This window comes from Lactobacillus sp. wkB10 (assembly GCF_000760615.1).
GTDB lineage: Bacteria > Bacillota > Bacilli > Lactobacillales > Lactobacillaceae > Lactobacillus > Lactobacillus huangpiensis.
The window spans coordinates 152,402-165,078 of the sequence record NZ_JRJB01000005.1; the positions used below are offsets into that span (position 1 = coordinate 152,402).

The 12,677-nt window shown below is 35.3% G+C and carries 6 protein-coding genes; 3 read left to right on the forward strand and 3 right to left on the reverse strand.

The window, feature by feature from the left end; all coding sequences use genetic code 11:
* Positions 1-5: 5 nt before the first annotated feature.
* Together LACWKB10_RS04825 and ezrA are read right to left on the reverse strand one after the other, a co-directional pair.
* Entirely contained in the window at positions 6-1,163 is a 1,158-nt protein-coding gene (locus LACWKB10_RS04825; RefSeq protein ID WP_034979446.1) for a cysteine desulfurase family protein, read from the reverse strand.
* A gap of 160 nt (positions 1,164-1,323) precedes the next feature.
* On the reverse strand, positions 1,324-3,042 hold the full coding sequence (gene ezrA, locus LACWKB10_RS04830) for a septation ring formation regulator EzrA (RefSeq protein WP_034979447.1): 1,719 nt from the start codon (positions 3,040-3,042) through the stop codon (positions 1,324-1,326).
* Between the two features lie 422 nt (positions 3,043-3,464).
* Between ezrA and rpsD the strand changes: the two genes are divergently transcribed.
* The 3 genes from rpsD (at position 3,465) to LACWKB10_RS04845 (ending at position 5,917) form a co-directional block, all read left to right on the forward strand.
* A complete protein-coding gene (gene rpsD / locus LACWKB10_RS04835; RefSeq protein ID WP_034979449.1) occupies positions 3,465-4,076 on the forward strand; it encodes a 30S ribosomal protein S4 in 612 nt (203 codons plus the stop codon).
* Positions 4,077-4,147: 71 nt separating this feature from the next.
* Positions 4,148-4,615 (forward strand): YueI family protein, encoded by a 468-nt coding sequence (locus tag LACWKB10_RS04840; protein ID WP_034979451.1) that lies wholly within the window; start codon positions 4,148-4,150, stop codon positions 4,613-4,615.
* Positions 4,616-5,917 (forward strand): replication-associated recombination protein A, encoded by a 1,302-nt coding sequence (locus LACWKB10_RS04845; RefSeq protein WP_034979454.1) that lies wholly within the window; start codon positions 4,616-4,618, stop codon positions 5,915-5,917.
* A gap of 76 nt (positions 5,918-5,993) precedes the next feature.
* Here LACWKB10_RS04845 and LACWKB10_RS04850 read toward each other — a convergent pair whose 3' ends face one another.
* Positions 5,994-12,182 (reverse strand): SLAP domain-containing protein, encoded by a 6,189-nt coding sequence (locus LACWKB10_RS04850; RefSeq protein ID WP_034979457.1) that lies wholly within the window; start codon positions 12,180-12,182, stop codon positions 5,994-5,996.
* Positions 12,183-12,677 lie beyond the last annotated feature (495 nt).

Sequence of the window (12,677 nt, forward strand, 5' to 3'; positions counted from 1 at the left end):
AAAATCTATTCTCCTAAATGATTAATTGGGGCAAAATGACGGTAAATTTTGTCAAAAACTCTTATAAACTCATCCGCTTCATCAAGCGTATTGGATTCATCAAAACTGAGACGAATTGCACTGGTGGCAATTTTATCATCAACATGCATTGCTACTAACGTGCTGGCTTGGTCAACCTTAGTAGAGGAGCATGCGGAAGTAGTGGAAGTATAAATGTCATATTCTTCAAGTGTATGGACTAAAGTTTCTCCCCTGATGCCTTCAAGTGCAAAACATAAAATATGAGGCGCAAAATTGTTATTGACAGGGGAAAATATAGTTATACCAGGCTTGCCCTGCAAATAATTTACTATTTTTTCCTTAATAGCAGCCTCTCTTACAGCTTTTTCCTGCTCATTTTCTAAAAGCAAGCGTACAGCTTTAGCCATTCCTGCTATCGCCGGCAAGTTTTCCGTGCCAGATCTAAGACCTTTTTCCTGTCCCCCGCCATCATGTAGAGGATCCAGCATCTTGCCTTCTTTTTTATAAAGGACACCAGTACCTCTTGGTGCGTGAAATTTATGGGCGGAAAGGCTGGAGAAATCAACACGAGGAGTAAAAACTCGTGACCAAATATTTTTACCCAATGCCTGAACGTTATCAACGTGAAAGCTCACAGTCGGATAGTTAGACAATAAATCACTGATCTCATCAATTGGCTGAATTGAACCAATCTCATTATTGACACCCATTATTGAAACTAATGTGGTGTCAGAATCAAGAGCATTGCGCAAATCATTGACATTGACACGCCCTTGTTTATCAACTGGCAAGTGAGTTACGCGAAAGCCGATGTATTCCAGCGCATTAAAAGCATTAGCGACAGAAGCATGTTCTACACTCGATGTAATGAGATGCTTGCCAAATTGACGTTTTTGAAATGCTGTGCCCTTTATAGCCCAATTGTTTGATTCTGTACCACCGGAAGTAAAGAAAATTTCATCCTGCTTTGTACCCAAAAGATTAGCAATCTGTTTACGCGAGCTTTCCAAAAGTTGGTAAGCACGGTCTCCCAGTTTATGTAAACTAGATGGATTACCCCAAATAGTTTGTGCTACTTTATCATAAGTTGCTAAAACAGCAGGATCAATTTTGGTCGTGGCGCTGTTGTCAAAGTAAATCACGGAATTTCTCCTCCAATACACTACAAGGTCAGCTATTAACTTATAAATTGTAACTTAAAATAATCTAAGCTTCAATTATTTATTCATTAGCAATAAAAAAGCCTTAAAATCCTTTACAAATTTTAAAGCTGAGATTTTGTTTGACAAAAGTTTATAAAATTTAGTCATTATTTTTCTTATCCGAATAATATAAATTTTCTAAACGCTGGTACGAACCCGGTTCCACTTTTTCAATAGCAGTTGCAATGGTATCAAGAGCATCCTTATAATTATAATCTTGCTCATAAAGACCCATTGCTTTTTTCTGAGCATTTTGTATTGAACCATTGTCAGAATATTTGTTTGAATACTGCAAAGTCAGTTGAACTAAATCCGCAGAATTAATAATGTCATCTGCTTCTCTTTTTAGTCTCTCAACATCATCAGAAATTTGGATTAATTCCTGAGAAATTTTTTCCATATTTAAACGAACTTGACTCAATTCTTTTGCTACATGACCTATTTCATTAACAACTAATGTATACATTTGAACAAAAGAATCCGGATTACCTGGCAAATTTTTACGTTCTAACCGCCGATAAACTAAAGACACTTCTTGTTTAAAACGATTGATTGAATCATTAGCGACATTCTCCGAATCATAAAGGCCATCGACATCTTGCGACATTGTCTTTTGCTGATTGCTAATTTCACGTAGACGGTCAAGCATGTTTAACCAGGATGATTTGATTTGTGAGTAAACTCCCTTACCGTCAGCAACATTTTGCGTGTCAACTGTATATTGGCGTTCCATGTCATTGACTTCCTGCTCTAGTTGCCTGCTGGTAGCAAGCTCATTATGCGTAAGCTCGTAACTCTCATCTATGTGACGCAATTTGGCCACCAAGTTTTTGGACTCAACCTGTTCATGAGCAAGAAGTCTCTGGATTTTGTCCTGATTTTCTTCTACAAAAGGTCTTGCCTTATATTCATTAGCCAAAGTATCGTATAGAGCAGCAATTTCCTTTTTGATTTTTGCAATACTTGTGTTTAAATCAGATATTTTTAATTCTGTCAGTAATCTTGCTGCATCAGCCACTTGACCGCGAATTTTTTTAATTTCGGCTAAAACGTCAACTTGAGTAATGTAGTATTTTGAAGACATCATTTTCTTATAACTATCAGAAAGCTCATCCAGTTGGTCTTTGAAAACTGTATCAATTTGGTGACACGCATTTTTAACTTCTGGAAGAACAGAACTGATATTTGTTAAAGCTACTTTTATCTTTGATAAAATACGCTTTGCCTCAACCTGGTCTCCTTGAGCAGTCAAACTCTTGGCTTCTGAAAAGTCAGTTTCCATATTGGTCAAATCAGTTTCAATTTTATCAAGTGCAGTACCATATTCGTATGAATTTGCCAAAACCCCCTTACGCAATTCTTTAAATTGATTGAATAAGTCATTATATTGCTTTTGGTTTTCACGGTTTGATTCAAGTAATTCGGTAAAAACTTCTTTTGTGTTTTTAGCGTCTTTATAGGTTGAACCCATGATTTCCTGAGCCTGTTTAATATTTTTATGGGCCTTGAATATTTGATAATGAGCGTTTTGGTTAGCAGCTTGTTCAAGAAAGCTCTGCGCAGCAGGAATTTTTTTAGTTGATGCCTGCTCATAGCTTTTGCGCCAAGTAGTCAGTGTGGTCAGACTCTCACCTGCTAAATCCATTTTATCCAGATTAATAATGTCTGTTTCTAAATGCATTTTGGCAATTTTAGTGATCAAATCGTCCAATTCAAGAATCTGCCTTAATTGGCGTCGATTGACTATGATCATAAGTGCTATAATTATAATAATGATTAAAATTGCAATGATTACAACTATGGATTGAGTCGATGACATATTCTTCCTCCAAAACTACCCCAATTATACCAAACTTCTACATTATTGTGGGCAAGAGTTTTTTAAACTAGCACATTTCATTATGCTATAAAAATTGATATGCAATATTGATAAATGCTACCTTAATTTTAAACAAAATACTGATTTTTATATGTCCTTATAAACCAAATTTTCTTTTTCTTCCTATAATAATTAAAGCAGTCAATGTTTTCCTTGCTTTAAGAAGGCAATACAACTATAATATAGAACGTGTAAAATATTTGCAGCTATAAGTGGCAAGAACGTCAACATCTTAATACGTTTTAGTGAACGAGTAACCGACGCTGCAATAGGCGAAAATGAAAATTAAGATGCACGAATGTTAAACTTATACGTAATTATTTTACTCCAAAAACTGTTATCAGATTTTATTGGAGGATTTTATGTCAAGATATACAGGTCCAAGTTGGAAACGTTCCAGAAGATTAGGAATTTCACTTTCAGGTACTGGTAAGGAGCTTAGCCGTCGTAACTACGCTCCTGGTCAACACGGTCCTAATTCACGTGGTCGTTTATCAGAATACGGCGAGCAATTGCACGAAAAGCAAAAGTTGCGTTGGATGTATGGTTTAAACGAGCGTCAATTTAGAACTTTGTTCAAACGTGCTGGTAAGATTCGTGAAGGTGAACACGGTACTAACTTCATGGCTTTGCTTGAATGCCGTTTAGACAGCATCGTTTACCGTTTAGGTTTTGCTACTACAAGAGAGCAAGCAAGACAATTGGTTAACCACGGTCACATTACTGTTGACGGCAAGCGTGTTGATATTCCTTCATACGAAGTCAAGGTTGGTGAAACCATTGGCCTCAAGGAAAAGTCAAAGAACTTGCAACAAGTTAAGGATGCACTGGAAGCAGTTGTATCCCGCCCATCCTTTGTTTCATTTGATGATAACAAAGTAGAAGGTTCACTTGTTCGTCTTCCAGAACGTGATGAAATGGAACCAGAAATTAACGAAGCTCTAGTTGTTGAATACTACAACAAGTTACTTTAATTTCTACATTTTCACAAAACCCCTTTCCTACTTGGAGAGGGGTTTTTGCTACCCGAAAGGAAATCTCACCAATGACTGAAGATTTAAATACCAGAGTTTCAAATGCTGCACAAGGCATCACGCCACAGACAAAACCGGATGAACGCAGAAGATTTTTAGGGTCTCTTCGTGAACGAGTTTTGGTTAGAATGACTAATTCTGAAGTGCAGGATCCCAAATTAACCAGCCTTTTTTTACAACATTTCAAAGATTATGTCGGTTACAATATACTGATAAACGGTAATTTGCATGATAATTTTGTTAATCAGGTAGAAACTTATTGTAGCAAATACGAAACTTCTTTTACCATTGTTAATAACGAGACAGCTAAAACGGGGCCTGATGATTCAGCAATATTAGTGGTAGCTTCCAGTGCCATTAACAAAATGCGCATTGAAATAAGTCAAGTTTATCCACCAGAAATGCCTAAAGCTCAGCTTGCTGATACAAGTCAAAAAAAAGCTGGCTTTTGGCATAGGCTTTTCCATGGAGATAATTAAATGAAGCCATTAGCTTATAGAATGAGACCGCAAAATTTGAATGAAGTTGTTGGTCAACAACATTTAATTGGTCCCGGAAAAATTATTCGGAGAATGGTCGAAGCCAAAATGCTATCTTCGATGATTCTTTATGGCCCCCCTGGAATCGGCAAAACCAGTATTGCCAGTGCTATTGCCGGCTCCACTAAATATGCCTTTCGCCAGCTTAACGCTGCTACTGATAGCAAAAAGCAGTTAGAACAAGTAGCAGCTGAAGGAAAATTAAGTGGAACTGTCATACTGTTACTAGACGAAATTCATCGGTTAGATAAAACGAAACAGGATTTTCTCCTGCCACTTTTAGAATCAGGACAAATTATTTTAATTGGGGCGACAACTGAAAACCCCTATATTGCTATCTCACCCGCTATTCGTTCTCGCTGTCAGATTTTTGAACTAAAACCACTGGCAAAAGAAGACGTAAATAAGGCAATTGACCGTGCGCTTATAGATGATAAAAATGGTTTAGGAAAATACCATGTAAAATTAACTAATGATGCCAGAGAATTATTGGTGCAAAAAGGCAACGGTGATTTACGCGCCACATTAAATGGACTGGAACTGGCAGTGCGATCAACCAAGCAGGAAATGATTGCAGCTGGTCAAAATGATGAAGATGAAATAACTATTAATCAAGATGAAATGGCTAATTCTATTCAGTTACGCAGTCAAAACTTTGACGCCAAAGGTGACGGTCATTACGACTTGGTATCTGCTTTTCAAAAGTCAATTCGTGGTTCTGATACGGACGCATCTTTGCATTATTTGGCCAGATTAATTGAATCAGGAGATTTAGTCGCAATCTGCCGACGATTAAGTGTAATTGCTTATGAAGATATCGGTCTGGCAAATCCTGCTGCTGTGCAGCACACACAAATTGCCATTCAAGCAGCAAAGAATCTGGGATTTCCAGAAGCGCGCATCCCCTTAGCTAATGCAGTAATAGAATTGGCATTATCGCCAAAGAGCAATAGCGCTATTAGTGCCATTGATTCAGCCTTGCAAGATGTAAAAAATAAAGATTATGGCGGAATACCAGCGGACTTAAAAGATACTCATTACTCTGGTGCCACAAAATTAGGGCATGGCAAAGGTTATATTTACCCTCACTCTTTTGCAAGCGATTGGGTGCCACAACAGTATCTACCAGATAAACTGGTTGGGAAAAAATATTTTCAACCTAAAGGTAATTCTAAAATTGAAAAAGGATTAAAAAAACAATACGAAACTTTGCATGAAATGCAAAAAAATGGCTTAAAATAATAAAATTTTTCTATAAAAAATGCCACAATTGTTATCTCAAACAATTGTGGCATTCTTTTTTAGTTAGGAAAATTTACTATCCTTTAACATTTGCTTTTTTAACAAATTTACTTGTTGTTATAGTGTAGTACTTCTTACCCTTAATCTTTACTGGATTACCGTAAGTCTTAATTGATTTACGTTTCTTCAGTACTTTCTTACCTAAGCGATTACCGTATTTACTGTATACATAAGCATTATGCTTCAATTTCAGTTTCTTGGCATCGATATTTCCTGCAGCTATATACAAACCATTTTCAAGTGCATAATATACTCTCTTATTGATAACTTTTTGAGTTGAAACATCAATCGTGGAGCCAGCATTTATTACCAAGCCGTTTGCACGAACCCCGTTTTCATCATAAAGATATGCATTGTGCATTACCTTTTTGTTGATAATTACTTGAGATTGGTCGGCTACACCAACTGCAGCAATTTCTTTTGCTTTCTTTACAGTTGTTTTTACATTATGACTGGTGAAATTTGCTGCCTTGACGAAACGGTTTTTGGCAACAATATAGTATTTCTTGCCCCGAATCTTAACAGAACTGCCATAAGTCCTAACTGCCTTACCGGCTTTAAGCTTACCATATTTCCTGACACGTTTGCCGTATTGATTATAAATGTAAGCATTATGATGCAGTTTTTTAGCGATACCTTTGACATTGCCAACCGCAACATAATATTTCTTACCGTTTGCTCCCTTATCTACTAAAACATAATATTGTCTATCATTGATTGTTTCAGTACCAGTCGTTTCAAGTATTGAACCAATCCCTAAGGTAACTCCATTGGCACGATGAGCACTATTATCATAGAGATAGGCATTGTGTTTTAGAACAACTTTTACAGTCTTAGTTGTCTCCTTGTTGTTTTCTGTCGTATTAGGGGTCTGGTTGTTTTGATTGTTATCAGGATTAGTATTAGTTATATCCGTGATCTGATTGCTACCGCCATCCGAGTTAATAATGTTGGTAACATTCACATTAGTATCAGTTGCATCACGATATAGTTGGTCTATACCATCATTACGCTTTTGGGTAATGAGTTCGCTTACTGTTGAACTTTCTTTTATACGATTAGTTGCTTCATCAAAATCTTTTTGAATTTGTTGCTTTATCTTATCCTTAACAGTAGAGCTGTAATCAGTATTACTGTCTACAATATTGTCAGCAGCTGTCTTTGCATCAGATAAGGCTCCATTAGCAATTAATTTTTCACCAGCGAGTTCAGTTGCTAAATCCGTCGGATTAGAACTAAGAGCCTTTTTTGCTTCTTCATAATTCTTATCAGTCTGATCATGATTAATGTTTGGACCAAATTTTTGTAATTTGTCAACTGCAGCCTTATGGGCTTTAGCAAGGCGCTCAAGCAATACATCCGGATCGTGCTGCAAAACATTTTCTCCCTCTTGACTATCAGCAATCGATTCACTGATAATCTTGTTAACAGCTTCATTACGGACAGTATCTATACCTTCTGTATCGGAAGGTTTATCTAATGTACCCGACTGATCTTTAGATCCGTTTGTTTCAAGTACATCTTTCTCAATTTGATTCTTTAAAGCTTTCTTTTCATTATCGGTATAATCAGTACCATCCTTATGTTTTAGACCATCAACTCTTGTTTCCGCGTTTGTACCGGTATCACTTACTTCGCCTTTAGCCAATTCTCTTTCAGCTGCTATTTCTTTTGCGTTAACCTCTTCAACCGTACTACCAGTAATTCCTTTATATTTATTATATGCATTGTCAACTTCAGCGGTCTTAGCGCTATCACTGAATTCCTTCTTCAGCCTTGCAATAGCTTCTTTGTATTTTTTCTCAAATTCATCATTTGCATACTTAATAGCATTTTCTAAGTCAGTCTTTTCACTATCTTGAAGTGCTTTTATCTTATTAATTGCATCTTCAGTAATTTTTTCAATTTTTGCAACAGTTTCTGCGTCTTCAATATCACTATTAGCTTGAGTTACAATATCTTTAACGGCAGCTTGTCCCCTAGGACTTAAGACTTTATTTGCCTCTGCAGCAGCATCTTGAATCTTATCTTTACCTGCCAGTTTTGCGAAAGAGACCTCGGTATTAGTAGCAATTGTATTGAAATCTTGTTTTGCGTCGCTTATTGCAGCATTAATAGCATCTACATTTGTAGCATTATCAATTCTATCTTCTGCAGCAATTTTGGCATTTTTGATAGCTTTAACAGCAGCATCGTATTCATCTTTTTTAGCAGATTTTTCAGTTTCGGTTAATTTTTCATAAGCTTTATTGACACGATCAAGCGCTGCATTTGCATCTACATCGACTGTATTCCTGCTACTACTTTTAGCATTAGACAAGTCATTATTTTCTTTAGCATCAGCTGCATTTTTAATTTGTTTGATTTTCTGGATGGCATCATCCCGAATCGTGGTCACATCTGGAATTGTTTTGGCCGCGTCAATGCTTGTTACAGCATCCTTATTAATTATATCGACAGCATTCTGATCATTAGGATCTTTTAAATTTTGCTTAACAATATCACTTATTTGTTGAACTGTTTCTTTCGCAGCCTCCTTGGCAAATTCTAGTGAAGTATCATCTGCTACACCATTAACTTTATCAATGCCGGTTTTAGATATTGTGTTTACATCATTTTTATCTGTAGCATTTGAAATTGCTGCTTCAGCATCATTTTTAGCTTTTTCAATAGCTTCTAATGCTGTTTCAAGTTTGCCTTTCTCTTTATCTTTCCCATCTTGATCCAGTTTATTATATTCATCTTGAACTTTATTCTTGGCATTTTCTGCTGCATTTTCAACTTTGATTTTCTCGGTGAGTTTTGCTCCTTCAAGATCAGTTAAAGAAGCTGCTTTTTCAGCCGCATCAATAGCAACTTCTCCGGCTTTTTCAGCTGCATCCGCCCTCTCAACAGTAGGTTGCTGTCCAACTATATTTTTGGCATCATCACGAGCCTGAGCGATCGACTTTATTGCTTTTTCTTTATCAGCTTCTGATAAATTGGAATTATTAATATTTTCAATTGCTTTTTGTGCATAATCATCAAGTTTCTTTTGATTTAACGCAATTTCTTGACTCAGCCTTTGAGCATCTGATAATACTTTATCCATATTTTCAAGCCCATCATTTTTTTCTTTATCAACTTGGTCAAAATCGTTTGCTTTTTCCACATTATTGATGGCAGTCTGATAATATAGATTAACTTTATCCTTTAGAGCACTCTTATTTTCAGCACTAACATTTGGCAAATCATCAATAGCTTTATTTACACTAGTTTGTTTTTCAGTTAACTCTTTAATTGCGGCTGATTTAGCATTATTAAGCTTATTTTGTGCCGCCTGGTCAGCAGCTGATCTGACAGCATCAATATCCTTTATTGCTTTATCCCGGATTTCAAATACTTTGTCAATGGATTTTGCAGTGGCAAAATCTTTATCAGCTTGGTCTACAATTTTATTAACCAAGTCTTTGTCAGATTGATCTGATAAACCGCCAATAATTTTATTTGCTTCTGCTTTAACTACTTCCTTGGCAGATACTGTTGCAAAAGCAATTTCCGCCTTGTTTACTGTTTCATTAAACTTGTTAATAGCCGTTGCTACTATATTTGTTATGGAATTAAGGTCATTAGCATTATCAATTTGAGTATTTGCTTCTGTTGCAGTTGCATCAATGTCAGCAATAGCATCTTTATATTTATCTTGAATTTGATTCTTTTGATCCTCATTAAGCTTGTTGTAAGCTTCACTTATCTGCTTTTTCGCAGCTTCAGCTGCAGAATTCAAATTGGAATGACCATTAGCTTTGCTTGCTGCTAATTTAGCTTTATCAACCGCTTCAGAAATTTCCTTGATATTGTCAATATCACTAATTGCCTTATCTTTAATATGGGTTACTTTATCAATGCTGTCTGCACTTTCAAAATCGAGGTTGGCTTGGTTAACAATAGCATTAACAGTATCTACGTCAGACTGATTTTTTAAATCTTTTATAATTTTAGCAGCTTCATCTCTAACAGCTTTTTTTGCATCTAATTTTACAAAACTAAGTTCTGCTGCACTAGTAGTCTGGCTAAATTGCTTATTAGCTGTGTTCACTGCGTCAGTTACTGCACTTTTATCAGAAGCTGCTTCAATTGCAGCATTTGCAGCAACTTGTGCTGCTTCAATTGCTTTCAAGGCATTATCACGAATGACATCAGCTTGTTTTTTCTCTTCATCATCGAGATTCTCATAAATTTTATCATGGGCAGCATTAACAAGTTTTTTAGCATTATTAGCTTGTTCGTCAATATTTGCTTTGCCTGTATCTTTTGAATTTTGCAAAGCAAGATTTTCATCATCCTTTACCCTATCAATAGACCTGATAGCTCCGACTTTAACTCTGTTTGCCTCACTTACATTTTGAACAGAATTAAGGTCGTCAAAAGCTTCTCCTACTATCGTTTCAACTTGGTTTTTACTTTCCTGGGTTTTCAGTTGTTCAATTACGTCATTGGCATGATTCTGAATAGTGTCTTTGATATTAATTATGACAAAATCTAATTCAGTTGTATCTGCTAGTTTATTGATGTTACTGATACCCTCATTTACTAAGGCAATAATTTCATTCTCAGAGGTCGCATTAGCTATTTTTGTGTTCGCTGCATCCTGAGCAGCTTTGATATCGGCAAGAGCTTTTTGGTATTTGGCATTATTGCCAGTTTGTTCAGCAGTAGTTAAATTTTTGTACGCAGATTCAATTCGACTTATGGCTTGTTTTACTGCTTCATCAACATTAGCTTTATTTAAATCTTTAGTTTTATCAAGCCTTTCCTTTGCGGCAGCATCAGCCTTTGATTTTACATTATTAATTGCGTTAATAGTGTTATTTTTGATTGTTGTAACTGTGATTAGGTCAGTCGCTTTATCGATTGATGCATTAGCCTGCGTTAACAAATCATTAACTTTACTCTGGTCTTCACCACTTAAACCGGGAGTGACTTTATCAGCTGCTTCTTTGATTGCTTCTTTAGCATCTCCCTGGGCAAATGATAAGTAGGCTTGATTTTCTGAAGCAGTAATTTGTTGAAGTCCATTATCTGCAGCAGCAACTATGTCTTTAACAGCAGTAGCTGAATTGATATTCGCATCAGTTTTTGTTTTAGTCTGCTCGATATCTGCTATAGCCTTGTTCAAAGCATCTTTTACTTTAGACTGTGTGGTTGCAGGCAAGTTATTATAAGCATCATTAATCCTTTTTTCAGCGGCTGCAGCAGCTTTATCTATATTAGCAGTTTGATTGGTTTTGCTAGTATCGACTTCTGCCTTGTCCACTGCATCAGCTACATTTTTAAGATTGTTTAATTCATTAATTGTTTTGTCCTTAATAATATTTACTGTTTCAACATCAGTAGTTTTTTGTAGACTTTGATTTGCTGCGCTAACGATTTGTTTTACTTTATCTTTATCAGTATCCTTTATTAAGGCATCTGTTACTTCTTTTGCTTTGCTTGTAATAGCATCAGTAGCTGTCTTTTTGGCAAAATGTAGTTCTGCAGTCGATGCAATATTTAAAATGTCCTTTATAGCAGTTTCTGCTGTTGAATTTATTTCTTCAACACTTTTACCTGCATCGAGTTTAGCTATAACATCAGTATCAATCTTATCAATCTGAGCAAGATAGGCATTTTTAGTTTGCAAGTCATCTTGATCTTTTGAAGAAGACGCATATGCTTTATTTATTCTAATTTGTGCAGTTTGAATTGTAGATTCTATATCAGATTTTCTATTATTTCGCACTGATTCAATGTCACTTTGATCGGATCCATCTCTTTCAAAATGGTCTTTAACAAGGCCTTTTTTTGCATCTTGATAAGTATCAGCTTTTTTGGCAACATCTGTTTTAGTACCTGAAACAGTATCATTAGATTCAGACTTTGGGACAGGAGAAGTGCTTACGACACCTTTCTTGTCACCATCAGTCTCTGTATTTTTACTAGAGCCAAGTGTGATAACGCTATCATTGACAGTTGTCTTTTCTGAAACTGATTCTGTTTTATCATTGACTTTCTGTGCTGTCGATTCAATATCAGCTTTAACGGTTTGACTGCCAGCTCCGAAAAATGTAAATCCCAATAAAACAGAAGCTGCTCCGATTGTTAATTTGCGAATTGAAAAATGATCCTGCCTTGCTTGTAATTTCATTATTCTTAATTTCTCATTATAGTTATTTTTACTTAGCATTATTAGTCCCTCCTTGTTATTTAAATCACACCCAGATTGTATAACATTAGTTATTAATTGTCAATATAATGCATATTTTTTAGTATTAAGCTATAAATATTAGTTATTTTAATATAAGTAGTATTAAATCTGTTATATCTATTTAATACCTTTATATCAAAAACTAATGTAAAAATAGTAGTTTTTATAAATTCAAAAATTTGTTCTTGATAATTTATTTATATACTATATTAATATAAAGTTATTATTTTTAATTTTTAACTAATTTTATTGTTAAAAATTAACTAAAATAGTGGGTGGTAGATTTAAACTGTTATATATAGATAAGTTGAAAAAATTTAGTAAAAGAAAAGTACCACAATTGTTTTTTAACAATCGTGACACTTTTCTTGTTATTAGGAAGTTAAACTATCCTTTAACATTTGCTTTTTTAACAAATTTACTTGTTGTTATAGTGTAGTACTTCTTACCCTTAATCTTTACTGGATTACCGTA

Excerpts from the sequence above, each read along its gene's own strand:
- ezrA (WP_034979447.1), bottom strand. The coding sequence starts at position 3,042 with ATGTCATCGACTCAATCCATAGTTGTAATCATTGCAATTTTAATCATT.
- rpsD (WP_034979449.1), top strand. The coding sequence starts at position 3,465 with ATGTCAAGATATACAGGTCCAAGTTGGAAACGTTCCAGAAGATTAGGA.
- LACWKB10_RS04840 (WP_034979451.1), top strand. The coding sequence starts at position 4,148 with ATGACTGAAGATTTAAATACCAGAGTTTCAAATGCTGCACAAGGCATC.
- LACWKB10_RS04845 (WP_034979454.1), top strand. The coding sequence starts at position 4,616 with ATGAAGCCATTAGCTTATAGAATGAGACCGCAAAATTTGAATGAAGTT.
- LACWKB10_RS04850 (WP_034979457.1), bottom strand. The coding sequence starts at position 12,182 with ATGCTAAGTAAAAATAACTATAATGAGAAATTAAGAATAATGAAATTA.